Origin of the sequence: Streptomyces sp. DH24, from assembly GCF_029813775.1 — a bacterium.
Taxonomy (GTDB): Bacteria; Actinomycetota; Actinomycetes; order Streptomycetales; family Streptomycetaceae; genus Streptomyces.
In genome coordinates, this window is the sequence record NZ_JARVKW010000013.1 from 109,533 (window position 1) to 132,124 (window position 22,592).

Sequence of the window (22,592 nt, forward strand, 5' to 3'; positions counted from 1 at the left end):
AGGTTCCATGTACCCGACCGCTGAGCTCATCGGTGCCGCGGCCGCCCTCGTCGTCCTCGGATTCCTGACCCTCGCCAGCGTCCGCAGCATCGGCCGCCGCTGAGCCGCCCGTCCCGGACGACGGTGCACGGGGGTCCCCCCGGGCGACCGCACGTGTGTAGCTTGGGCGACTGTCTGAGACCCTGATGGGGCTGAGCAGTACTTCTTGACACCGGAAGGACGGTCGTGCACATCGTCATCATGGGCTGCGGAAGAGTGGGTTCCGCTCTTGCCCAGACCTTGGAGCAACAGGGGCACACGGTCGCCGTGGTGGACCAGGACCCCACCGCCTTCCGACGCCTGGGGTCCTCGTTCGGCGGTCGCCGGGTCACCGGAGTCGGCTTCGACCAGGACACCCTGCGCGAGGCGGGCATCGAGGAGGCGGGCGCCTTCGCCGCCGTCTCCAGCGGTGACAACTCCAACATCATCGCGGCCCGGGTGGCCCGCGAGATGTTCGGCGTCGAGAACGTCGCGGCACGCATCTACGACCCCCGCCGCGCCGAGGTCTACCAGCGCCTCGGCATCCCCACCGTCGCCACCGTCCGCTGGACCGCCGACCAGATGCTGCGCCGGCTGCTGCCCTCCGGCGCCGAGCCGCTGTGGCGCGATCCCACCGGCGGCGTCCAGCTCGCCGAGGTGCACACCTCCCCGTCCTGGGTGGGTCACAAGATCAGCCGGCTCCAGGAGGAGACGGGCGTGCGCGTCGCGTTCCTGACCCGGCTCGGCGAGGCGATCCTGCCCTCCTCGCAGACGGTGTTGCAGGAGGGGGACCTGGTGCACGTGATGATGCGCACCGACGAGGTCGACAAGGTCGAGGCGGCGTTCGCCAAGGGGCCCGAAGAGGAGGCCGGTCACTGATGAGGGTCGCCATTGCCGGAGCCGGCGCGGTCGGCCGCTCGATCGCGGGCGAGCTGCTGGAGAACGGCCACGAGGTCCTGCTGATCGACAAGGCGCCGACCGCCATCTCGGTGGAGCGCGTCCCGCTCGCCGAGTGGCTGCTCGCCGACGCCTGCGAGATCACGTCCCTGGACGAGGCGGCGCTCCAGCGCTGCAACGTGGTGATCGCCGCGACGGGCGACGACAAGGTGAACCTCGTCGTCTCCCTGCTCGCCAAGACGGAGTACGGTGTCCCGCGCGTCGTCGCCCGGGTGAACAACCCGAAGAACGAGTGGCTGTTCAACGAGGCCTGGGGCGTGGACGTCGCCGTCTCCACGCCGCGGCTGATGTCGGCCCTGGTCGAGGAGGCGGTGAGCGTCGGCGACCTGGTCCGGCTGCTGCGCTTCAGCCACGGCGACGCCAACCTCGTCGAGCTGACCCTGCCGGAGGAGTCGGCGCTGGCCGGCACGCGGGTCGGGGACGTCGACTGGCCCGAGGACACGTCGCTGGTCACCATCATCCGCGGCACGCGGGTGGTCACGCCGACCCGGGAGGACTCCCTGGAGGCGGGCGACGAACTCCTCTTCGTCGCCGCGCAGGCCCGCGAGGAACAGCTGGAGGACCTGCTGTCGGTCCGCCGCGAGGACGCCGGCGGCTGACCCCGGCGGGGACGACGACGTGAAGGGGCGCCCCGGAGTCCGGGGCGCCCCTTCACGTCACTTCCGGGTCACTTCTCGGCCGACCGGGCCTCCGCCACCTCCGTGGCCTGCGCCGACTCCGCGGCCTTGGCGGCTTCCGCGGCCTTCTCCTCCGCCTCCATCTCGGCGAACACGTCGATGGGCGCGGGCGCCTTCGCCAGGAACACCCACGTCAGCCACACGGCCAGCAGGAACGGCGGGATCTTCAGGGCGACCAGCACCCAGCCGAGCTGCGTCGTGTCCGCCCACCAGTACAGCGGGAAGAGGATCGCGCACTTGGCGAGCAGGATCGCGCCCCAGGCGTAACTGGCCTTGGCGTACGCCTTCTTGCGGCCCGGGTTCCGGGTGCGCCAGGAGAGGTTCTCCTTGAAGACCGGCCCCAGGATCAGGCCGATCAGCGGGACACCGCACAGCGTCGTGACGATGTACGCCAGGCCGAGGCCCAGGGTGTACAGCATGCCGGGCAGGTAGAAGTCCTTCGCGTTGCCCGTCATCATCGCGAAGACGACACCGAAGGCGACACCGAAGACGCCGCTGAAGGCGTGCTTGACGGTGCCCTTCATGGCCAGCCGGACCACGACCAGCACCAGCGACAGGGCGAGCGCCGCGATCGCCGACAGGTGCAGGTCCTTGTTGACCGTGTAGATGGTGACGAAGAGCAGGCCGGGCAGCACCGTCTCGACCATGCCCCGCACTCCGCCGAACGCCTCGAACAGGGCGGCCTCCGTCACCGCCCGGGTGTCCTCCGCGGATGTGTCTTCGGTCGGCTTGTCGAGCGACGTCACCGGCTACTCCCGTCCGAGGGGTCTCAGTTCGTACTTGGGATTGAACAGCACCCGGCGGCCCCGGCTCATCGAGATCCGGCCCGATGCGATCAGCTTGCGCCCCGGTTCTATCCCCACGATGGAGCGCCTGCCGAGCCACACCACGTCCAGCGCGGCGGAGCCGTCGAACAGCTCGGCCTCCAGGGCCGGGACACCGGCGCGCGGCCGCAGGGTGACCGTGCGCAAGGTACCAGTAACCGTGACGATCTGGCGGTCCTTGCAGTCGCCGATGCGCGTACAGCCGGCCGTCTCGGCGTCCTCCCGCAGCTCCTCGGACTCCAGGTCCTCCTGCGAGGAGGAGAGCCGGTCGAGCAGCCGCCGGAACCGGCCCGTCGGCTTTTCGGAACGAGGAACAGCGCTCATATCTGAAGCGTACCGGGGCGCGCCGGCGGTGACGCACCCCCCTGTGGACGCCCTGACGCCGGCGAGACGCGGTTCACTTCTCGAACCGGTAGCCCATGCCCGGCTCGGTGATGAAATGCCGCGGATGCGACGGGTCCGCCTCCAGCTTGCGGCGCAGCTGCGCCATGTAGACGCGCAGGTAGTTCGTCTCCGTCCCGTACGACGGCCCCCACACCTCCTGGAGCAGTTGCTTCTGGCCGACCAGGCGGCCGGTGTTGCGCACCAGCACCTCCAGCAGGTGCCACTCCGTGGGCGTCAGCCGCACGTCCCTGCCGTCCCGGTGCACCTTCTTCGCGGCCAGGTCGACGGTGAACCCCTCGGTCTCGACGAGCACGCCGTCCTCGCCGCCGACGGGCTCGGCGCGGCGTACGGCGGCGCGCAGCCGGGCCAGCAGTTCGTCCATGCCGAACGGCTTGGTGACGTAGTCGTCGGCGCCCGCGTCCAGCGCCTCCACCTTCTCGTCGGAGGAGTGCCGGGCCGACAGCACCAGGATCGGCACCCGGGTCCAGCCGCGCAGCCCTCTGATCACCTCGACGCCGTCCATGTCGGGCAGGCCCAGGTCGAGGATCACCACGTCGGGGTGGCGGGCGGCGGCGAGCTGGAGCGCGCCGGCGCCGTCGTGGGCCGCGTCGACCTCGTACTTGCGCGCCTTGAGGTTGATCACGAGGGCGCGCACGATCTGCGGCTCGTCGTCGATCACGAGCACCCGGGTCATGAAGCCCGCCTTTCGGTTCGTACGGGTCCGGCGGCGGGCGACGGCTCGGGGTGCGGGCCCGCCGCGCGGAGGGTGAGGACCATGGTGAGGCCGCCACCGGGGGTGTCCTCGGCGTTGAGGGTGCCGCCGATGGCCTCGGCGAAACCGCGCGCCACCGCGAGGCCGAGGCCCACGCCGGCGCCGCGCGGGGCGTCGCCGTAGCGCTGGAAGGGCTCGAAGATGCGGTCCTTCGCCTCGTCGGGCACGCCGGGCCCGCAGTCCACCACGCGCACCTCGACACGGTCGGCGATGGCGCTGGCGGCGACCAGCACGGGGCTGCCGGGCGGACTGTACTTGACGGCGTTCTCCACCAGGTTGGCCACCGACCGCTCCAGCAGCCCCGGGTCCACGGCGACCATGGGCAGGGTCTCCCGCACGTCGAGTTCGATGCTGCCCTCGGGCACCCCGCCCAGCGCCATCGGCACCACCTCGTCCAGGTCGATCTCCCGGATCAGCGGCGTGACCGTGCCGGTCTGCAGCCGGGACATGTCGAGCAGGTTCCCGACCAGGTGGTCGAGCCGGTCGGCGCCCTCCTCGATGCCGGCGAGCAGTTCCGCCCGGTCCTCCCGCGACCAGTCGACGTCGTCGGACCGCAGCGAGCTCACCGACGCCTTGATGCCGGCCAGCGGGGTGCGCAGGTCGTGGCTGACGGCGGCGAGCAGCGCGGTGCGGATGCGGTTGCCCTCGGCCAGTTCCTTGGCCTGGTCGGCCTCCTTCTGGAGCCGCTGGCGGTCCAGGACGACGGCCGCCTGCGCGGCGAACGCGGCCAGCACCCGGCGGTCCTCGGCGGGCAGCACCCGGCCGGTCAGCGCCAGCGCCATGTGGTCGCCGACGGGCACGTCCACGTCGGCGTCCTCGGGCCGCTCCACCGCGTCCGCGAGTCCGACCCGGCCGGCGCAGGTCCACGGGTCCACGTCGCTCGCGCGTTCCAGCAGGGCCGCCGACTCCATGCCGAAGGTCTCGCGGACCCGCTCCAGCAGTTCCTCCAGGCCGGTCTCGCCGCGCAGCACGTTCCCGGCGAGGTAGGACAGGATCTCCGACTCGGCGCGCAGCCGGGCCGCCTGGTGGGTGCGCCGGGCCGCCAGGTCCACGACCCAGGCCACCGACACGCCGACGCCCACGAAGGTCACGATGGCGACCACGTTCGCCGGGTCGGCGATCACGATGCGGTGCAGCGGCGGGGTGAAGAACCAGTTCAGCAGCAGGGAGCCGAAGGCCGCCGACACCAGCGCGGGCAGCAGACCGCCGAGCAGCGCGGCCGCCACGGTCAGCGCCAGGTACAGCAGCATGTCGTTGGCGAGCCCGAGGTGGACGCTGCTGAGCCACGCCGCGAGGACGACCGGGCCGAGCAGCCCGACCAGCCAGCCCCACACGATGCGGGCCCGGCCGAGCCGCGCGCCGCGGGCTCCCGGCAGTCCGCGGCCCTTGGCGATCTCGCCGTGCGTGACGATGTGCACGTCCAGGTCGGGGCCGGACTCGCGGGCGACGGTCGCGCCGACGCCGGGCCCGAAGACGTACTGCCAGGTCTTGCGGCGCGAGGAGCCGAGCACGATCTGGGTGGCGTTCACCCCGCGGGCGAAGTCGAGCAGCGCCGCCGGTATGTCGTCGCCGACGACGTGGTGGAAGGTGCCGCCCAGGTCCTCCACGAGGGTGCGCTGGACGGCGAGTTCCTTCGGTGACGCGGAGGTCAGCCCGTCGCTGCGGGCGATGTAGACGGCCATGACCTCGCCGCCGGCGCCCTTCTCGGCCAGCCGGGCCCCGCGCCGGATCAGGGTGCGGCCCTCGGGACCGCCGGTCAGGCCGACGACGATGCGTTCGCGGGCCGGCCAGGTGGAGCGGATGTTGTGTTCGCCGCGGTACTGCCGGAGGTACTCGTCCACGCGGTCCGCGACCCACAGCAGCGCCAGCTCGCGCAGCGCGGTGAGGTTGCCGGGCCGGAAGTAGTTGGACAGGGCCGCGTCGATGCGGTCCGGGCGGTAGATGTTGCCGTGCGCCATGCGGCGGCGCAGCGCCTGGGGCGACATGTCGACCAGTTCGATCTGGTCCGCGCGCCGCACCACCTCGTCGGGCACCGTCTCGTGCTGCCGTACGCCGGTGATCGACTCCACGACGTCGCCGAGGGACTCCAGGTGCTGGATGTTGACCGTGGACACCACGTCGATGCCGGCCGCGAGCAGTTCCGTGACGTCCTGCCACCGCTTGGGGTTGCGGGAGCCGGGGACGTTGGTGTGGGCGAGCTCGTCCACCAGCGCGACCTGCGGCCTGCGCTCCAGCACGGCGTCGACGTCCATCTCCGTGGCCGCGGCGCCGCGGTACTCCAGCGTGCGGCACGGCACCTGTTCGAGCCCGTGCAGCAGGTCCTGGGTACGCGGCCGGTCGTGGTGCTCCGCGTACGCCACCACGCAGTCGGTGCCCCGTTCGACGCGGCGCCGGGCCTCCGCCAGCATCGCGTAGGTCTTGCCCACGCCCGGTGCCGCGCCGAGGTAGATCCGTAGCTTGCCGCGTCCCATGGCCCCTTCGTCTTCCGGTCGGCGTCCGCCCTGCGCAGAGTCGACCTTACGGCCGCCGATCCCGGCGAAAAGGGCCGGGATGCGGCGTGAAGGGCGTCTTTGACGCGACCCTGACGCGCGCGGGCCGCACGGTCCGCGCCGCCCGCGACCTGTGCCGTTCGCGTCCTCAGTGCTCCAGGATCTCCCCGTCGCGCAGTTCCAGGACCCGGTCGGCCAGGTCGAGGAGGGTCGCGTCGTGGGTGGCGACGACGGCGGTGACGTTCTCGCTGCGGACGACCGCGCGCAGCAGCTCCATCACGGCGTGCCCGGTCTCGGCGTCGAGCTGGCCGGTCGGCTCGTCGGCGATCAGCAGCGCCGGGTTGTTGGCGAGGGCGCGGGCGACGGCGACGCGCTGCTGCTGGCCGCCGGACAGCTCGCCGGGCCGCTGCGCGGCGTGGTCGGCGAGCCCGACGAGGGACAGCAGCAGGTCGACTCGTGCCTCCCGCTCCCGCGGGTCCGCGCGCCGCAGCCGCAGGGGTACGCCCACGTTCTCGGCGGCCGTGAGGATGGGGACGAGCCCGAAGGACTGGAAGACGAAGCCGACCCGGTCCCGGCGCAGCGCCAGCAGTCCGTCCTCGTCGAGCCCCGCGAGGTCGAGCCCGTCGACCTCGACGCTTCCCGCGTCGGGTGCGTCGAGTCCGCCGACGATGTTGAGCAGCGTGGTCTTGCCCGATCCGGAGCGGCCCTTGAGGGCGACGAGTTCACCGCGCCGGACCTCGAAGGAGACGCCGCGCAGGGCGTGCACGGCGGCGGCGCCGGTGCCGTACGACTTGTGCACGTCGGTGACGCGCACCATGGTCTCGGTGACCACCTGGGTCATGTGCCCTCCCCCTGAACCGGGCGCCAGTATCGCCGCCGGACGCCCGGGCGATCAACGGTCCGGGGCGCGCGGTCACGGCGCGAGGGCCGCACCCCCGCGGGGATACGGCCCTCGTCGTGATCGCCTCGTGCGTGCTAGCGGACCTCGGTGATCTCGGGGCCGCGCTGGAGCTGGCCCATGCCGCCGGAGAAGCGGGAGCCGGCCTGCTCGTCCTGCTGGACGCTCTCGGGAACCATCTGGGCGTCATTGGGCAGCTTGAGGACGATCGGGTCGCGAGGGGCCATCGGGCCCTCGCCGCGGACCACGACCGTGTCCCGGAAGATCGACTCCAGCAGCCCGGCGGCCTGCGGCTGCACCGCGCCCTGGCCCGAGATCACACCGCGCAGGAACCAGCGCGGGCCGTCCACGCCGACGAACCGCACGACCTGGAAGCCGCCGGTGCCGTCCGGCAGCTGTACGGGTACCTGGGCGCGCAGCTCCCAGCCCAGCGGCCCCTCGACCTCGTCGACGATGCCGCCCTGCTGGGTGATGCCGCCGGCGATCTCCTCGCGGACCTCGCCCCAGATGCCCTCGCGCTTGGGGGCGGCGAAGGCCTGCAGCTGGATGGCGCTGTCGCGGAGCACCACGGTCGCCGCGACGATCGCGTCGCCGGCCACCTCGACCCGCAGCTCCATGCCGTCGACGCCGGGCACGAACAGACCGCCCAGGTCCACCCGGCCCTCGGCCGGCTCACGGACCTCGGAGATGTCCCAGGGCCCGTCGGGCCGGGGCTCCGGTTCGAGCCTCACGCGCTCGCGCTCGGCCTCTTCGTCCGCCTCGGTGTCGACGCTGTCGACGACCTGCTCGGCCTCGCCGGCCGCGCCCTCGGCGGCATCCCTCTTCTTGCGACGTCCGAACACGTCACTGTCCTTCCCGGTCGGATACGACCGAAGCGTATCGATTCCCGCCCGCCTGGCCGCCCAGGGCGGCCTGACCGTTTGTGCCGCTCCCGCCGCCCACCGAGGCGTGGCCTCCGGTGGACCCGAAGCCCCCCTCGGCCCGCGCCGAATCGGGAAGTTCCGCGACCTCCTGGAAGCGGACCCTCTCGACCTGCTGGACGACCAGTTGGGCAATCCGGTCGAAGCGCTCGAACCGCACGCTCTCGCGCGGGTCGAGATTCACCACGATCACCTTGATCTCCCCACGGTACCCGGCATCAACCGTCCCCGGGGCATTCACGAGGGCGACACCGCAGCGGGCGGCGAGGCCGGATCGCGGGTGCACGAAGGCCGCGTACCCCTCGGGCAGGGCGACGGACACCCCCGTCGGCAGCACGGCCCGCTCGCCGGGCGCGAGCTCGCACGCCTCGGTGGTCCGCAGATCGGCTCCGGCGTCGCCGGGGTGCGCGTACGCGGGGAGCGGTACGTCGGGGTCGACGCGGCGGATGAGGACCTCGACCCGGGCGGGGCTCACGGGTTCACCTCGAAGGCGCGGGTCCGGCGGATCTGGTCGGGGTCGCTCATGGCGGCCCTGATCTCTTCCTCGCGGCCGTTGTCGATGAAGTGGTCGACCTTGACCTCGATGAACAGGGCGTCGGCGCGGACGGCGACGGGCCCGTCGGGGCCGCCGATCCGGCCGGTGGCCGTCGAGTAGATCTTCCGCCCGGCCACCGCGGTCGCCTCGGCCGTCAGGTGCAGCGTGGTGCCCACCGGCACGGGCCGTACGAAGTCGGTCTCCAGGCGGCCGGTCACGGCGATGGTGCGCAGCAGCCAGTTCAGCGAGCCGAGGGTCTCGTCCAGGGCGGTGGCGAGCACGCCGCCGTGCGCGAGGCCGGGGGCGCCCTGGTGGGCGGGCTGCACGGTGAACTCGGCGGTGACGGACACCCCTTCGCCGGCCCGGGCCTGCAGGTGCAGTCCGTGGGGCTGCTCGCCGCCACAGCCGAAGCACTGGCCGTAGTGGGCCCCGAGGAGTTCGCCGGGGGCGGGGGCGTCGGGGTGCCGCACGGGACGCGCCGCGTCGGCGGGGGGCTCAAGAGCTGCGGAAGTACCACTCACAGCCGCAGACCTTACCCGCGCGTCGGCGCTCGCCCGACACCGTGCCAAGCTTGGTTTCATGCAGCTCTCCGCCACCCCGTACGAAGAACGCCTCACCGCCCCCCGCTCCTGGTGGCTGATCTCCGTGCTCGTGGGGATCTCGCTGGGGCTGGTGCTGCTGCCGTTCGGCACGCTGCCGATGCTCGGCGGGCTGGCCGGCGGCACGGCGGCCGCGGCGGTCGTCACCAGTTCGTACGGCTCGGTACGCATCCGGGTCGTGCGCGACGTCCTGATCGCGGGCGACGCGCGCATCCCGGTCTCGGCGCTGGGCGGGGCGGAGGTGCTGGACGCGGAGGAGGCGCGCGCCTGGCGCACCTACAAGGCGGACGTCCGGGCCTTCCTGCTGCTGCGGGCCTACATTCCGACGGCGCTGCGCGTGGAGGTCACCGACCCCGAGGACCCGACGCCGTACCTGTACCTGTCGACGCGGGAGCCGGAGCGGCTGGCGGAGGCGCTGCGGGCGGCGAAGGCGGCGCCGCAGAGCGGGAGTTGATCTCCCGCTGCCGGACCGGCGTGGCCGTGCCGGTCGTCGTGGCCGGTCCGTCGCCGGCCGGTGTCAGGGCCCGAGTTCCTTCGGGCCCTTGTTCATGTCCAGGGCGTCCGGCGGGGTCCCGAGGACGGGGAGCCCGCCGAGGGCGTCCCACGGCACCTGGTTCTTGCGCAGGTCGGCCCTGATCCGCTCGGCGAGTTTCCGGGTGTCCTTGCGGTTCATGACCGCGCCGACGGCGGCACCCACCATGAACGGCAGCAGGTTCGGCAGGTCGCGCACGAGGCGCTTCATGATCTGCTGACGCAGTTGCTGCTTCATGCGGCCGTTCAGCGCGGAGCTCACGGTCGACGGCTTCGTCACGTCGACACCGCGCTCTCCCGACCAGGAGTTCAGGTATGCGGTGGAGCGCTGTTTGAGGTTGCCGGGCGGGCGTACGCCGTACACCTCGTGGAGTTCGGCGATCAGTTTCAGCTCGATCGCGGCGACTCCGGTGATCTCGGCGGCCAGTTCCGTCGGCATCGCGGGCGGCACGGGCAGCATCGCGGCCGCTCCGACGCCCGCGCCGACCGTGGCGCTGGCCTTCGCGGCACTGGCCACGAGCTTGTCGGCGAGCTGCTCGGGGCCGAGGCCGGGGAACTGCCTGCGGAGCGTCGCCAGATCCCGCACGGGAACGCGCGGGGCGATGTCGATGATCCGGTCGGTGAGATACGTGAGTCCCGCCCGGGCGCGGTCGCCGCCCTTGCGGACGCCTGCCCTGGCCTTGTCACGCAGAGCCGCCCGCCGTCCCTCGGCGGGCGTGCTGTGTGCCGGGGACGCCGGGAGGTCACCCCGGTCGGCCGGTTCGAGCGAGGCCGCCGCCCCCGAAGTGGTGGGGCCTCGCTCGTCGTCACGCGCGCCGTTCGGGCCGTCCGGCCCTTGGTCCGCTTCCCGCGGGGTGTCCCTCTTGGTGAAGCGGCGCTTCCAAGGAGGGGTCGAGCCAGTCACGGCCGACCCGCCCTCAGTCGCAGTCGCGGCAGATCGGCTGGCCGTTCTTCTCGCGGGCCAGCTGGCTGCGGTGGTGCACCAGGAAGCAGCTCATGCAGGTGAACTCGTCCTGCTGCTTCGGCAGTACACGGACTGCCAGCTCCTCGTTCGAGAGGTCGGCGCCCGGAAGTTCGAGGCCCTCTGCGGCCTCGAACTCGTCGACGTCGACTGCGGAGGCCGACTTGTCGTTCCGTCGAGCCTTCAGCTCTTCGAGGCTGTCCGAGTCGACGTCGTCGTCGGTCTTGCGTGGAGTGTCGTAGTCGGTTGCCATGGTCGCTCTCCCCCTCTGGGTATCTGCGGTGTCTCCAGCGCACGTAACGCGTGAGAGGCCGGACTTGTGCCCGACCCGAGGCGGAGATTTTGCCTCACATCAAGGTCTGTTACTCAATCGACACCCAACCGGACTCCTCAAGAGTGATCGGCTTGGATGGCGAAGGGGACCGTACACGGTCCGGATGCCGCACCTCAAAGGCGTCTCATCGTGTACTTCCCGTGATCAAGACCCCTGAAAACCAGGATTTTCCCGGCTTTCCGGCGGCCGACATGATCACGGAGAGTAGACGGCCGGAAAATCGCTCCTGTGATCGATCACACATGGGTTCCCCGGGTGGCGCCTTCGAAAATTCCGCGCAAAGCGAACATCCCGTGTGTCGGCCCCATGATCTCAGATCGGCAACGTGACGCGCATCACGAGCCCTCCTCCTTCCCTGGGCTGGGCGAAGATGTGGCCGCCGTGGGCCCGCGCCACCGACCGGACGATGGACAGACCGAGCCCGACGCCCTTGTCGCTGCCGGTGCGCTCGGTGCGCAGCCGCCGGAACGGCTCGAAGAGGTTGTCGATCTCGTACGCCGGCACGATCGGGCCCGTGTTGGACACCACCAGCACCGCCTGGCCGTGCTGGATCTCGGTGGAGACCTCCACCCAGCCCTCCTCGGGCACGTTGTACCGCACGGCGTTCTGGACGAGGTTCAGGGCGATCCGCTCCAGCAGGACGCCGTTGCCCCGCACGACGGCCGGCTCGCGCCTGCCGCGGATCTCCACGCCCTTGGCGTCGGCCTCCGCGTGCACCTGGTCGATGGCCTGCGAGGCGACCTCGGCGAGGTCCACGGGCTTGCGCTCGACGATCTGGTTGTCGCTGCGGGCGAGCAGCAGCAGGCCCTCCACGAGCTGCTCGCTGCGCTCGTTGGTGGCCAGCAGCGTCTTGCCGAGCTGCTGGAGCTCCACCGGGGCATTCGGGTCGGACAGGTGCACTTCCAGGAGCGTGCGGTTGATCGCGAGCGGCGTGCGCAGCTCGTGGGAGGCGTTGCCGACGAAGCGCTGCTGGGCGGTGAAGGCCCGCTGAAGCCGCTCCAGCATGTCGTCGAAGGTGTCGGCCAGCTCCTTCAGCTCGTCGTCCGGGCCGTCGAGCTCGATACGGCGGGACAGGTCCGAGCCGGCCACCGCGCGGGCGGTGCGGGTGATCCGGCCGAGCGGCGACAGGACGCGGCCCGCCATCGCGTAGCCGAACGCGAAGGCGATCACGGCGAGACCGAGGAGCGCCAGCAGGGAGCGGCTGAGGAGGTTGTCCAGGGCGTGCCGGCGCTGCTCGTTGACGCACTCGTTCATGGCGCTGTTGAACGAGCTGGGCGAGGCCTGGTCGGGCAGGTTGCAGATCTCGCTCGTGACCTTGCCCTCGACGATGCGGAAGGGGAGGTCGCTGCCGACGTTGAGCGCCTGGGCGGCCAGCAGGTAGATGATCGACAGCAGCACGATGCCGGCGATCAGGAACATGCCGCCGTACAGCAGCGTGAGCCGTATGCGGATGGTCGGGCGCAGCCACGGGAAGGGCGGTACGGGCTTGCGCGGGTCCCAGGTGGGCTTGGGTGGAGCGGCGGGGGGTGCGGGGGTGGCGGCCATCGGGCGTCAGATCCGGTAGCCGGAGCCGGGGACGGTGACGATGACGGGCGGCTCGCCCAGCTTGCGGCGCAGGGTCATGACGGTCACCCGCACGACGTTCGTGAACGGGTCGGTGTTCTCGTCCCAGGCCTTCTCCAGGAGCTGCTCGGCGGAGACGACGGCGCCCTCGCTGCGCATCAGCACCTCCAGGACGGCGAACTCCTTGGGCGCGAGCTGGATCTCCCTGCCGTCGCGGAAGACCTCGCGGCGGTTGGGGTCGAGCTTGATGCCGGCGCGCTCCAGGACCGGCGGCAGGGGCAGGCTGGTGCGCCGGCCGAGGGCACGTACGCGTGCGATGAGCTCGCTGAAGGCGAAGGGCTTGGGCAGGTAGTCGTCGGCGCCGATCTCCAAGCCCTCGACACGGTCGCTGACGTCGCCCGACGCGGTGAGCATCAGCACGCGCGTGGGCATGCCGAGTTCCACGATCCGGCGGCAGACGTCGTCGCCGTGCACGAGCGGGAGGTCGCGGTCGAGGACGACCACGTCGTAGTCGTTGACGCCGATGCGCTCCAGGGCGGCCGCACCGTCGTACACGACGTCGACGGCCATGGCCTCCCGGCGCAGTCCGGTGGCCACCGCATCGGCGAGCAGCTGCTCGTCCTCGACGACGAGTACGCGCACGTGGCTGGTCCTTCCTGGTCGACCGCCCGCGCGCGGGAATCCCGGGCATGCGCGGGCAGGGGCTTCGTCGGTGTGTTGCCTCCATCCTGCCCTTTTCGGCCATAAGTCGGCTGTAAGGCGGGTGGGCGGACGGTCCGCGGAGGACGGGCGGGGCGTGGGAATGCGAGATTTTCCCGTGCTGTTGAGGTTTCCGCGGGAGGGACCGAGGGGAGGACGGGTTTACACCCCGCGATCACGCTCTGCTCGTAGCGCACGACCATGCGATACGAAAGATCCGCTTTCCGCAGGGCGGGCGTGGGTGTCCGGCACCGTCGCCGCCCCCGGTCGAGCGGCACCGGGCATCCGCTTGAGACGTGATCGCCCCTTCGTACAGGCACACCCCCGTGCCACCGACCCACGACCCAGGACGAGGGGGCGCAGCATGGACGCTTTCACCGCAGGACTTCTGCAGCGCATAAAGGCGACCGAGTCGGATCTCTCGCGGGCTCGTGACGAGGGCGACGACTTCCTCGTCGAGGTGGAGCAGGGCGAGCTCGACGACCTGCGCCGTCTCGCCGCCGAGCACGGTGTGGAGGTCGGCGCCTACAGCGTCTGATCCGACAGGCCCGTAAGTGACGGGGCCCCGGCGCATCCATGGCCGGGGCCCCGTCGCGTCGGCTGTCAGTCGTGCCAGGCGCCGTAGTCCTCCAGGAGCTGCTGGAGGGGTTCGAAGACGCCCGGCGTGCCCGCGACCGTCAGGTCGCGTGACGGCCGTTCCCCGGGACGCCCGCCGGTGAGCGCGCCCGACTCCCGGGCGATCAGGTCGCCGGCCGCCCAGTCCCAGGCGTTCAGTCCGCGCTCGTAGTAGCCGTCGAGGCGGCCCGCGGCCAGGTCGCACAGGTCGACCGCGGCCGACCCGCCCCGCCGGATGTCGCGCAGCCGCGGGATCAGCTTCGCGGCCACCTCGGCCTGGTGGGCGCGGACGTCGGCGACGTAGTTGAAGCCGGTCGAGACCAGGGCCTGGTCCAGCGGCGGCGCGGGGCGGCAGCCGAGCCTGCGCTCCCCCACCCAGCTGCCGGAGGCCCAGGCGCCCCGGCCGCGCACGGCGTGGAAGGTCTCGCCGCGCATCGGGGCCGCGACGACGCCGACGACCGTCTCGCCGTCCTGTTCGGCGGCGACGGAGACCGCCCAGGTGGGCAGCCCGTACAGGTAGTTGACCGTGCCGTCGAGCGGGTCGACGACCCAGCGGACGCCGCTCGTGCCCTCCGTGGCGGCGCCCTCCTCGCCGAGGAACCCGTCGTGCGGGCGGCGCTCGGCGACCAGGGTCGTGATCAGCTTCTCCGCCGCGATGTCCATCTCGGTGACCACGTCGATCGGGCTCGACTTGGTGGCCGCCACCGCGAGGTCGGCCGGGCGGCCGTCGCGCAGCAGCTCGCCCGCGCGGCGGGCGGCCTCCAGGGCGATCTCCAGCAGTTCCGAGTGCAGGGGGTCGGTCACGGGGCTCCTCAGGCGTACCGGTCGTCGGGGGGCGGGGCGGGCGTCAGGCGTGAGGGCTGTCGGCGCCCGCTGCGGCGGGCCGGGGGGCGCGGGCCGGGCAGCAGCCGACCGGGCAGACGTTGTGGCTCGCGCCGAGTGCGCCGAGGGCGCAGGGCGTGACGTCCTGGCCCTGCTCGGCGGCGGCCCGCTCCAGGACGAGGTCCCGGATCGCGGCGGCGAACCGGGGGTCGGCTCCGACGGTCGCCGAGCGGCGCACCGGCAGGCCGATCTCCTCCGCCTTCGCCGTGGCCTCCGTGTCGAGGTCGTAGAGGACCTCCATGTGGTCGGAGACGAAACCGATGGGGGCCATGACGACGGCCGGGACGCCGGCCGCGTGCCGCTCCTCCAGGTGGTCGCAGATGTCGGGCTCCAGCCACGGGATGTGGGGCGCGCCGGAGCGGGACTGGTAGACGAGCTGCCAGGGGTGGTCGACGCCGGTGCGCTCGCGGACCGCGTCGGCGATCAGCCGCGCGACGTCGAGGTGCTGCTTGACGTACGCCCCGCCGTCGCCGTGGTCCCCGACGGGGCCGGAGGTGTCCGCCGCCGCGGTCGGGATCGAGTGGGTCGTGAACGCGATGTGCGCGCCGTCCCGGACGTCGTCGGGCAGGTCGGCCAGGGAGCGCAGCACGCCGTCGGTCATGGGCTCGACGAAGCCCGGGTGGTTGAAGTAGTGCCGCAGTTTGTCGATCCTCGGCGGCTCCAGCCCCTCGCCCTCCAGGGCGGCGAGCGCGTCGGCGAGGTTCTCGCGGTACTGGCGGCAGCCCGAGTAGGACGCGTAGGCGCTGGTGGCGAGGACCAGGACGCGGCGGCGGCCGTCGCGGACCATGTCGCGCAGGGTGTCCGTCAGATAGGGCGCCCAGTTGCGGTTGCCCCAGTAGACCGGCAGGTCCAGGCCGTGGTCCGCGAAGTCCTTGCGGAGGGCGTCCAGCAGGGCGCGGTTCTGGTCGTTGATCGGGCTGACCCCGCCGAAGAGGAAGTAGTGCTGCCCGACTTCCTTCAGGCGTTCCTTCGGGATGCCGCGCCCGCGTGTCACGTTCTCCAGGAACGGGACCACGTCGTCGGGCCCTTCGGGGCCGCCGAACGAGAGCAGGAGCAGGGCGTCGTAGGGGGTGGCATCGAGCACGTCTGGCATGTCTCGATCCTGCCACCCTGCACCGACGGCCGGGAAACGGCGGGGTGCACGTGCGCGCCGCGCGGCCCCCAGGAAATCCGTGGTGCGTTAGGGTTACCTAACCAGTAAGCTGTATCAACTGCGCTCGCACCTTACTGAGGCCCATCGGAGACACCGTTGCCCAGCCCTTACCGCGCCCTGTTCGCCGCCCCCGGCTCCAAGGGTTTCTCCGCCGCCGGTTTCCTCGGCCGGATGCCGCTGTCGATGATGGGCATCGGCGTGGTCACGATGGTCTCCCAGCTCACCGGCCGGTACGGCCTGGCCGGCGCGCTGTCGGCCACCATCGCCCTGTCGGCGGCGGTGGCGGGCCCGCAGGTGTCGCGGCTGGTGGACCGGCACGGGCAGCGGCGGGTGCTGCGCCCGGCGACCCTCATCGCGCTCGTCGCCGCCGCGGCACTGCTGCTGGCCGCGCACTACCGCTGGCCGGACTGGGTGCTGTACGTGTGCTGTGTGGGCGTGGGCTGTGTGCCGAGCGTCGGCGCGATGATCCGGGCCCGCTGGGCCGCCCTGTACCGCGGCACTCCGCAGCTGCACACCGCGTACTCCTTCGAGTCCGTGGTGGACGAGATCTGCTTCATCTTCGGCCCGATCATCTCCATCGGCCTGTCCACGGCGTGGTTTCCCGAGGCCGGGCCGCTGCTCGCCGCCTGCTTCCTGGCGGTCGGCGTGTTCTGGCTGACCGCGCAGCGCGCCACCGAGCCGGAGCCGCACCCGCGCGAGAGCAAGGACGGCGGCACGGCGATGCGCTCCGCCGGACTGCGGGTGCTGGTCGGCACGTTCGTGGCGACCGGGGCGATCTTCGGGGCGGTCGACGTGGTCACGGTGGCCTTCGCCGAGGAGCAGGGCCACAAGGGCGCGGCGAGCGTCGTCCTGGCGCTGTACGCGGCGGGCTCCTGCGTGGCGGGGGCGGTGTTCGGGCTGCTGCGCTTCGCGGGGGCGCCCGAGCGCCGCTGGCTGCTGGGCGTGTGCGCGATGGCCGTCAGTATGATCCCCCTCCTACTGGTCGGGAACCTGCCGTTTCTGGCCGTGGCGCTGTTCGTTGCGGGTCTGTCCATCGCTCCCACGATGATCACGACGATGTCCCTCATCGAAGAGCACGTACCACGCACGCAGCTCACCGAGGGCATGACCTGGGTGAGCACCGGGCTCGCGGTCGGGGTCGCGGTCGGGTCCTCCGCGGCCGGCTGGGTGATCGACGCCGCCGGGGCGCGTGCCGGGTACGGGGTTCCGGCGGTGGCCGGGGCCGTCGCGGTCGCGGTCGGGTTCCTGGGGTACCGCCGGCTCAAGCGGCCGGCTCCGGGTCGGGGAGGCTCCGTTGGGCAGCACAGCGAGCGCGAAGAACGGCACATGGCGTAACTGGGGCGGCAACGTCTCGGCCCGCCCCGCGCGGGAGGCCGCCCCGGCCTCGGTCGACGAACTCGCCGACGCCGTACGGCGGGCCGCCGAGGACGGGCTGCGCGTGAAGGCCGTCGGGGCCGGGCACTCCTTCACCTCCATAGCCGCCACCGACGGCCTGTTGATACGCCCTGATCTGTTGACGGGCATACGCAACATTGATCGCGAGAACATGACGGTCACGGTGGAGGCCGGCACCCCGCTCAAGCGGCTCAACGTGGCCCTGGCGCGCGAGGGTCTGTCGCTGGCCAACATGGGCGACATCATGGAGCAGACGGTCTCCGGCGCCACCAGCACCGGCACGCACGGCACCGGCCGCGACTCCGCATCGATCGCCGCCCAGATCACGGCACTCGAACTGGTCACGGCCGACGGCTCGGTGCTGACCTGCTCCGCCGGGGAGAACGCGGAGATCTTCGCGGCGGCCCGCATCGGCCTCGGCGCGCTGGGCGTCGTCAGCGCCCTCACGTTCCGCGTGGAGCCCCTGTTCCTGCTCACCGCCCGCGAGGAGCCGATGCCCTTCGGGAAGGTGCTGGCCGACTTCGACGAACTGTGGACCGAGAACGAGCACTTCGAGTTCTACTGGTTCCCGCACACCGAGCGCTGCCACACCAAGCGCAACAACCGCAGCGCGGGCCCCGAGCAGCCGGTCGGCCGGGTCGGTGCCTGGATCGAGGACGAGTTCCTCTCCAACGGCGTCTGGCAGGTGGCCAATCTCGTGGGCCGCGCGGTTCCGGCCACGGTTCCCGCGATCGCGAAGGCCGCCGGCCACGCGTGGTCGGCCCGGACGTACACCGACATTCCCTACAAGGTCTTCACGACTCCGCGCCGGGTGCGCTTCGTGGAGATGGAGTACGCCGTCCCGCGCACGGCGGTGACCGAGGTGCTGCGCGAGCTGAGGACCGCGATCGACCGCTCGGACCTGCGCGTCAGCTTCCCCGTCGAGGTGCGCACCGCCCCGGCCGACGACATCACGCTGTCCACGGCCTCGGACCGCGACAGCGCCTACGTCGCCGTCCACATGTTCAAGGGGACGCCCTACCGGGCGTACTTCACCGCCGCGGAACGCATCTTCACCGCGCACGAGGGGCGGCCGCACTGGGGCAAGGTGCACACCCGGGACGCCGAGTACTTCGCACGGCTGTACCCCCGCTTCGGCGAGTTCACGGAACTGCGGGACCGTCTCGACCCGGAACGGCGGTTCCAGAACGACTACTTGCGCAGGGTTCTCGGGGCGTGACCGGCGGTGTCGTCAACACCTCGAAACGGTTCTCTCCGTTTCGGGTGACCGCGTGAAGTACACCACGTTCAAGATCGAGGAATCCGGGCAACGGGCGGCCAAGTCGCACCCCTTGCCAGAAGTTGGGCGGCGTGCCAATCCACGCACGTGGCCCAAATGGAGTACTGTTGCGAGCCCTGGGTCCGGTCTCCCGTAGGGTGCACGGGGCCTCATGGACCGCCGGGAGGGGGCTAGTTGCACAGGGTGACGCAGTTGGTCACTTAGCGTTGCGAATAGGTAACCGTGCCATAACGGCGATCCAGGGCCCGCGCCCGACACGCCGGGCAACTCGGCAAGGTTGTGGCAGGCTGCACCCGGGCAGGCCACACTCGACTAGCGGAAGCAGCGACGCACGTGACGTCGGCAGGCACCACCCGGGAGGTCCCCATGCCCGAACTGCGTGTCGTGGCCGTCTCGAATGACGGCACACGGCTGGTGCTGAAGGCTGCGGACAGCACGGAGTACACGCTTCCGATCGACGAACGGCTCCGCGCCGCCGTGCGCGGCGACCGTCCCCGCCTCGGCCAGATCGAGATCGAGGTGGAGAGCCATCTCCGCCCCCGCGACATCCAGGCGCGTATACGAGCCGGCGCGACCGCGGAAGAGGTCGCGCAGATGGCCGGCATCCCCGTGGACCGCGTGCGCCGCTTCGAGGGCCCCGTCCTCGCCGAGCGCGCCTTCATGGCGGAGCGGGCCCGCAAGACCCCCGTCCGCCGGCCCGGCGAGAACTCCGGTCCACCGCTGGGCGAGGCCGTCCAGGAGCGGCTGCTGCTGCGCGGCGCCGAGAAGGACACCGTCCAGTGGGACTCCTGGCGCCGCGACGACGGCACCTGGGAGGTCCTGCTGGTCTACCGGGTCGCCGGCGAACCGCACTCGGCGAGCTGGACGTACGACCCGCCGCGGCGACTCGTGCAGGCCGTCGACGAGGAGGCCCGCTCGCTGATCGGCGAGTCCGACGACCTCGCCGCCTCGGAGCCCAGCTTCCCCTTCGTGCCGCGCATCGCCCGGCTGCCGCGCGACCGTCCGCTGGACCGTTCCCTGGACCGGGAGCGGCCGAGCCTGCCGGCGCAGCCGTCCGAGCCGGCCGAGGAGACCACGGCCACGGCCGAACGGGACTCGCTGACCAGCCTGTTGGAGGCCGTGCCCAGCTTCCGGGGCGACCTGGTGGTCCCGGAGCGTCCCGCGGAGGCCGAGGCGGACGAGCAGCCGGAGCCCGAGGCCGAGGAGCCACCCGCGCCCGCCGCGTCGGCGGGTTCGGCCTACGCCGATGTGCTCATGCCGCGTTCCGTCGGCAGTCACCGCGACCGGCTGATCGGTTCCACCGACCGTCAGGCCGAGGCGGACGGTGTCCGCCCGGGTCGCCGCGCGGCCGTGCCGAGCTGGGACGAGATCGTGTTCGGGACGCGGCGCAAGAAGCAGGAGTAGTCGCCGTTCTCCGAGGTGAGGGTCCGCGCCGGATGGTGCGGGCCCTCACTCGTGCACGGCCGCCGGTCGGCCCGGCGCGTGCGGGGCTACTGGGGATCGGGCCCCACGGCGACCGGCCGCTGCGGGTCCGACGACCACTGCGACCACGAGCCGACGTACAGCGCGGCCGGAATCCCCGCCACGGCCAGGGCCAGCACCTCGTGGGCCGCGGAGACGCCCGAGCCGCAGTACACGCCCACGTCCGTCCCGTCGGACGCGCCGAGCGCCGTGAAGCGCGCCCGCAGTTCCGCCGCGGGCAGGAACCGCCCGTCCGCCGCCACGTTCTCGGAGGTCGGCGCGGACACGGCGCCCGGAATGTGCCCGCCGACCGGGTCGATCGGCTCCACCTCGCCCCGGTACCGCTCCCCCGCGCGCGCGTCGAACAGCACGCCGGATCGCGCCAACGTCGCGGCGCCGTCGGCGTCGAGCAGCCCCGCCCCGCCCGGCACCGGCCGGAAGTCGCCCTCGGCCGGCGTCGGCACCGCGGTCTCCAGGGGACCCTGCCAGGCCGGCAACCCGCCGTCGAGCACTCGCACGTTCGGGTGACCCGTCCAGCGCAGCAGCCACCACGCGCGTGCCGCCGCCCAGCCCTGCCCGCCGTCGTACACGATGACCGGCCGGTTCGCCGACACGCCCGCCCGGCGCATCGCGGCGCCGAACACCGCGAGATCGGGCAGCGGATGCCTACCGCCCGTGCCGGGCGCACCCGCCAACTCCCTGTCCAGATCGACGAAGACGGCGCCGGGAAGGTGACCGGCCGCGTACTCGGCACGCCCGTCGAAGGGCGGTTCGCCGGCCGCCCTGGCGACGCTCAGCTGCCAGCGGACGTCCAGCAGGACTGGCGGGTTATCGCCCGCGAGTTCGCTCGCGAGTTCGGATGCGGAGATGATGGCGTTCATGGTCACCATCCTTGCGCACAGGGTGGCCGAGTCGCCCATGTCCGGCTAGTCTGCTCGGCCGGACCGTCTCGGTCACGTGGCGTACGGGATCGAGCACATGCTGTACAGCCGATCAACACCGCCGACGCGCTCGGATGCGGACGTCGGCCCGCGAGCCTGGCAATCCCGGACAGGGGGCGCGCCGGCCGCGCGCGGCGCAGCGGGTGGTGCGACATCGGCACGGGAGCGGCGACGCGAACACGGCCCACCACGAGGGGCCGAGAAGAGAGTGACGATGACCGACGCACGGGGGTCGGCCGGCCTGCACGGCGCGGATCAGACCCGGTACGCGCCCGGCACGCCCTGCTGGGTGAGTCTGATGGTGCACGACGTGGCCGCGACCCAGGTCTTCTACGGGGCGCTGTTCGGCTGGGAGTTCCGGCCCGGCCCGCAGCAACTCGGCCCGTACGTACGGGCCCTGCTCGACGGACGCGAGGTGGCCGGCATCGGCCGGCTGCCCGCGGACCGCCATCTGCCCGTCGCCTGGACTCCGTACCTCGCCTCGGACGACGTGGACGCGACCGCCGAAACGGTACGGCTGTGCGGCGGCACGATCGGCGTGGGCCCGCTGGACGCCGCCGACGCCGGGCGCCTGGCGATCGGCTCCGACCCGTCGGGCGCGGTCTTCGGCATCTGGCAGGCCGCGGCGTACCTCGGCACGGCGGTCACCGGCGTGCCGGGCACGCCCACCTGGAACGAGCTGCTGACCTTCGACTCGGCGAGCACCGCCAAGTTCTACAAGTCGGTGTTCGGCTACCAGGAGGAGGCCGAGGCCTGCGCCGGCCTCGACCACGTGACGCTGCACCTCGACGGCCGTCCGGTCGCCGGCATCCACGGCCTGGGCGACGGCCTGCTACGGGACCGCGGCCCGCACTGGATCACGTACTTCGAGGTCGACGATCTCGACCAGGCGCTGACGCGGGTGAAGGAGCTGGGCGGTCAGGTCCTGGTGCCGGCCGGGGACGGCCCGCGGGGGCGGGTGGCCACGGTGGCGGATCCGGAGGGGGCGCGGTTCTCGCTGCTGTGCGGCGCGCGCTGACTCCCCTGCCCGCCGCGGTCGCCGGGCCGGTCAGGCCGACGACACCGGTAGCACGTCCGGGGACAGCGCCGCCGCCCGTGCCGTCGCCGCCGTCATGCGGCGCCGGTGGTGCCGGCGGCACAGCACCTCGTAGCCGACCTCGTCCGCGGACTGGTTGACGTCGCCGACGACCACCTGGGCGCCCTCGACCACCATGACGCCGCCGATGGTGCGGGCGTTGTGCGTGGCGCGGGCGCCGCACCAGCACAGCGCCTCCACCTGGAGCACCTCGACGCGGTCGGCGAGCTCGACCAGCCGCTGGGAGCCGGGGAACAGCTTGCTGCGGAAGTCGGTCGTGATGCCGAAGGCGAAGACGTCGATTTCCAGGTCGTCCACCACGCGCGCGAGCTGGTCGATCTGTTCCGGCGCGAGGAACTGCGCCTCGTCGGCGATGACGTAGTCCGCGCGCCCGCCGTGCGAGAGGTGATCGACGAGGTAGGCGTACAGGTCCGTGCCGTCCTCGACCTCCACCGCGTCGGTGACCAGGCCGAGGCGTGAGGACAGCTTGCCCTCGCCGGCCCGGTCGTCCCGGGTGAAGATCATGCCTGCCAGGCCGCGCGCCGAGCGGTTGTGCTCGATCTGCAGAGCCAGCGTCGACTTCCCGCAGTCCATGGTTCCGGAGAAGAAGACCAGCTCGGGCATGGGGGG

The 22,592-nt window shown here is 72.2% G+C and carries 24 protein-coding genes; 8 read left to right on the forward strand and 16 right to left on the reverse strand.

Going from position 1 to position 22,592, the window contains the following annotated elements; genetic code table 11:
• Positions 1-225: 225 nt before the first annotated feature.
• Complete coding sequence (locus QC282_RS13375; RefSeq protein WP_279549527.1) at positions 226-897, forward strand: TrkA family potassium uptake protein; 672 nt, start codon at positions 226-228, stop codon at positions 895-897.
• Positions 897-1,574, forward strand: a complete 678-nt coding sequence (locus QC282_RS13380) for a TrkA family potassium uptake protein (RefSeq protein WP_279549528.1) — start codon at positions 897-899, stop codon at positions 1,572-1,574. The genes QC282_RS13375 and QC282_RS13380 overlap by 1 nt, the downstream gene beginning before the upstream one ends.
• Positions 1,575-1,642: 68 nt before the next feature.
• Here the strand turns inward: QC282_RS13380 and QC282_RS13385 are convergent, their stop codons facing one another.
• The 8 genes from QC282_RS13385 to QC282_RS13420 form a co-directional block, all read right to left on the reverse strand.
• Entirely contained in the window at positions 1,643-2,398 is a 756-nt protein-coding gene (locus QC282_RS13385) for a DUF3159 domain-containing protein (protein WP_279549529.1), read from the reverse strand.
• A 3-nt stretch (positions 2,399-2,401) separates the two neighbouring features.
• A complete protein-coding gene (locus tag QC282_RS13390; protein ID WP_279549530.1) occupies positions 2,402-2,800 on the reverse strand; it encodes an OB-fold nucleic acid binding domain-containing protein in 399 nt (132 codons plus the stop codon).
• Between the two features lie 73 nt (positions 2,801-2,873).
• Positions 2,874-3,554, reverse strand: coding sequence for a response regulator (locus tag QC282_RS13395; RefSeq protein ID WP_279549531.1), 681 nt, complete (start codon positions 3,552-3,554; stop codon positions 2,874-2,876).
• The gene (locus QC282_RS13400; RefSeq protein ID WP_279549532.1) at positions 3,551-6,103 is read right to left on the reverse strand and encodes a sensor histidine kinase KdpD; all 2,553 of its coding nucleotides are present in this window, start codon (positions 6,101-6,103) and stop codon (positions 3,551-3,553) included. The genes QC282_RS13395 and QC282_RS13400 overlap by 4 nt, the downstream gene beginning before the upstream one ends.
• 166 nt (positions 6,104-6,269) lie before the next feature.
• Positions 6,270-6,962: an ABC transporter ATP-binding protein gene (locus tag QC282_RS13405; RefSeq protein ID WP_279549533.1), complete on the reverse strand. Its 693-nt coding sequence runs from the start codon at positions 6,960-6,962 to the stop codon at positions 6,270-6,272.
• 134 nt (positions 6,963-7,096) lie between these two features.
• Positions 7,097-7,861, reverse strand: a complete 765-nt coding sequence (locus QC282_RS13410) for a DUF3710 domain-containing protein (protein ID WP_279549534.1) — start codon at positions 7,859-7,861, stop codon at positions 7,097-7,099.
• A 1-nt stretch (position 7,862) separates the two neighbouring features.
• Positions 7,863-8,414, reverse strand: coding sequence for a dUTP diphosphatase (dut, locus tag QC282_RS13415; protein WP_279549535.1), 552 nt, complete (start codon positions 8,412-8,414; stop codon positions 7,863-7,865).
• Positions 8,411-8,995, reverse strand: a complete 585-nt coding sequence (locus QC282_RS13420; protein WP_279549536.1) for a PaaI family thioesterase — start codon at positions 8,993-8,995, stop codon at positions 8,411-8,413. Before QC282_RS13420 ends, dut begins: the two co-directional genes overlap by 4 nt.
• Positions 8,996-9,053: 58 nt before the next feature.
• Between QC282_RS13420 and QC282_RS13425 the strand changes: the two genes are divergently transcribed.
• Positions 9,054-9,527: a DUF3093 domain-containing protein gene (locus QC282_RS13425; RefSeq protein ID WP_279549537.1), complete on the forward strand. Its 474-nt coding sequence runs from the start codon at positions 9,054-9,056 to the stop codon at positions 9,525-9,527.
• A gap of 63 nt (positions 9,528-9,590) precedes the next feature.
• Here the strand turns inward: QC282_RS13425 and QC282_RS13430 are convergent, their stop codons facing one another.
• The 4 genes from QC282_RS13430 to QC282_RS13445 all read right to left on the reverse strand — a co-directional run bounded on the left by QC282_RS13430 (position 9,591) and on the right by QC282_RS13445 (position 13,104).
• Entirely contained in the window at positions 9,591-10,508 is a 918-nt protein-coding gene (locus QC282_RS13430) for a hypothetical protein (protein ID WP_279549538.1), read from the reverse strand.
• A gap of 13 nt (positions 10,509-10,521) precedes the next feature.
• The gene (locus QC282_RS13435; protein ID WP_003993510.1) at positions 10,522-10,818 is read right to left on the reverse strand and encodes a DUF4193 domain-containing protein; all 297 of its coding nucleotides are present in this window, start codon (positions 10,816-10,818) and stop codon (positions 10,522-10,524) included.
• A 393-nt stretch (positions 10,819-11,211) separates the two neighbouring features.
• Positions 11,212-12,444 carry a HAMP domain-containing sensor histidine kinase gene (locus tag QC282_RS13440; RefSeq protein ID WP_279549539.1) on the reverse strand — a complete coding sequence of 411 codons (1,233 nt, stop codon included), beginning with the start codon at positions 12,442-12,444 and terminating at the stop codon, positions 11,212-11,214.
• Positions 12,445-12,450: 6 nt separating this feature from the next.
• Positions 12,451-13,104, reverse strand: a complete 654-nt coding sequence (locus tag QC282_RS13445) for a response regulator transcription factor (protein WP_279549540.1) — start codon at positions 13,102-13,104, stop codon at positions 12,451-12,453.
• Positions 13,105-13,525: 421 nt separating this feature from the next.
• On the opposite strand from QC282_RS13445, the gene QC282_RS13450 reads away from it, so the two are divergent.
• On the forward strand, positions 13,526-13,699 hold the full coding sequence (locus QC282_RS13450; protein ID WP_199785258.1) for a hypothetical protein: 174 nt from the start codon (positions 13,526-13,528) through the stop codon (positions 13,697-13,699).
• Between the two features lie 65 nt (positions 13,700-13,764).
• Here QC282_RS13450 and QC282_RS13455 read toward each other — a convergent pair whose 3' ends face one another.
• Both QC282_RS13455 and QC282_RS13460 read right to left on the reverse strand, forming a co-directional pair.
• Positions 13,765-14,580 carry an inositol monophosphatase family protein gene (locus tag QC282_RS13455; RefSeq protein ID WP_279549541.1) on the reverse strand — a complete coding sequence of 272 codons (816 nt, stop codon included), beginning with the start codon at positions 14,578-14,580 and terminating at the stop codon, positions 13,765-13,767.
• 43 nt (positions 14,581-14,623) lie between these two features.
• Positions 14,624-15,751 (reverse strand): ferrochelatase, encoded by a 1,128-nt coding sequence (locus QC282_RS13460; protein ID WP_279549542.1) that lies wholly within the window; start codon positions 15,749-15,751, stop codon positions 14,624-14,626.
• Positions 15,752-15,907: 156 nt separating this feature from the next.
• Here QC282_RS13460 and QC282_RS13465 point away from each other — a divergent pair, with 156 nt between their 5' ends.
• The 3 genes from QC282_RS13465 (at position 15,908) to sepH (ending at position 19,889) form a co-directional block, all read left to right on the forward strand.
• Positions 15,908-17,146, forward strand: a complete 1,239-nt coding sequence (locus QC282_RS13465; RefSeq protein ID WP_279549543.1) for an MFS transporter — start codon at positions 15,908-15,910, stop codon at positions 17,144-17,146.
• Positions 17,106-18,425 carry a D-arabinono-1,4-lactone oxidase gene (locus QC282_RS13470; RefSeq protein ID WP_279549544.1) on the forward strand — a complete coding sequence of 440 codons (1,320 nt, stop codon included), beginning with the start codon at positions 17,106-17,108 and terminating at the stop codon, positions 18,423-18,425. The genes QC282_RS13465 and QC282_RS13470 overlap by 41 nt, the downstream gene beginning before the upstream one ends.
• 426 nt (positions 18,426-18,851) lie before the next feature.
• Positions 18,852-19,889 (forward strand): septation protein SepH, encoded by a 1,038-nt coding sequence (sepH, locus tag QC282_RS13475; RefSeq protein ID WP_279549545.1) that lies wholly within the window; start codon positions 18,852-18,854, stop codon positions 19,887-19,889.
• 86 nt (positions 19,890-19,975) lie between these two features.
• On the opposite strand, the gene QC282_RS13480 is transcribed toward sepH, so the two are convergent.
• Positions 19,976-20,827 carry a sulfurtransferase gene (locus QC282_RS13480; RefSeq protein ID WP_279549546.1) on the reverse strand — a complete coding sequence of 284 codons (852 nt, stop codon included), beginning with the start codon at positions 20,825-20,827 and terminating at the stop codon, positions 19,976-19,978.
• A gap of 274 nt (positions 20,828-21,101) precedes the next feature.
• Between QC282_RS13480 and QC282_RS13485 the strand changes: the two genes are divergently transcribed.
• The gene (locus QC282_RS13485) at positions 21,102-21,905 is read left to right on the forward strand and encodes a VOC family protein (protein ID WP_279549547.1); all 804 of its coding nucleotides are present in this window, start codon (positions 21,102-21,104) and stop codon (positions 21,903-21,905) included.
• A 30-nt stretch (positions 21,906-21,935) separates the two neighbouring features.
• On the opposite strand, the gene QC282_RS13490 is transcribed toward QC282_RS13485, so the two are convergent.
• Positions 21,936-22,586, reverse strand: a complete 651-nt coding sequence (locus QC282_RS13490) for a thymidine kinase (protein WP_279549548.1) — start codon at positions 22,584-22,586, stop codon at positions 21,936-21,938.
• Between the last annotated feature and the right edge of the window lie 6 nt (positions 22,587-22,592).

Bases quoted from the DNA above. Each gene is read 5' to 3' on its own strand.
- QC282_RS13440 (WP_279549539.1), bottom strand. From the start codon at position 12,444: ATGGCCGCCACCCCCGCACCCCCCGCCGCTCCACCCAAGCCCACCTGG.
- QC282_RS13460 (WP_279549542.1), bottom strand. From the start codon at position 15,751: ATGCCAGACGTGCTCGATGCCACCCCCTACGACGCCCTGCTCCTGCTC.
- QC282_RS13485 (WP_279549547.1), top strand. From the start codon at position 21,102: ATGACCGACGCACGGGGGTCGGCCGGCCTGCACGGCGCGGATCAGACC.
- sepH (WP_279549545.1), top strand. From the start codon at position 18,852: ATGCCCGAACTGCGTGTCGTGGCCGTCTCGAATGACGGCACACGGCTG.
- QC282_RS13490 (WP_279549548.1), bottom strand. From the start codon at position 22,586: ATGCCCGAGCTGGTCTTCTTCTCCGGAACCATGGACTGCGGGAAGTCG.
- QC282_RS13480 (WP_279549546.1), bottom strand. From the start codon at position 20,827: ATGAACGCCATCATCTCCGCATCCGAACTCGCGAGCGAACTCGCGGGC.
- QC282_RS13380 (WP_279549528.1), top strand. From the start codon at position 897: ATGAGGGTCGCCATTGCCGGAGCCGGCGCGGTCGGCCGCTCGATCGCG.
- QC282_RS13405 (WP_279549533.1), bottom strand. From the start codon at position 6,962: ATGACCCAGGTGGTCACCGAGACCATGGTGCGCGTCACCGACGTGCAC.
- QC282_RS13390 (WP_279549530.1), bottom strand. From the start codon at position 2,800: ATGAGCGCTGTTCCTCGTTCCGAAAAGCCGACGGGCCGGTTCCGGCGG.
- QC282_RS13435 (WP_003993510.1), bottom strand. From the start codon at position 10,818: ATGGCAACCGACTACGACACTCCACGCAAGACCGACGACGACGTCGAC.
- QC282_RS13400 (WP_279549532.1), bottom strand. From the start codon at position 6,103: ATGGGACGCGGCAAGCTACGGATCTACCTCGGCGCGGCACCGGGCGTG.
- QC282_RS13425 (WP_279549537.1), top strand. From the start codon at position 9,054: ATGCAGCTCTCCGCCACCCCGTACGAAGAACGCCTCACCGCCCCCCGC.
- QC282_RS13450 (WP_199785258.1), top strand. From the start codon at position 13,526: ATGGACGCTTTCACCGCAGGACTTCTGCAGCGCATAAAGGCGACCGAG.
- QC282_RS13395 (WP_279549531.1), bottom strand. From the start codon at position 3,554: ATGACCCGGGTGCTCGTGATCGACGACGAGCCGCAGATCGTGCGCGCC.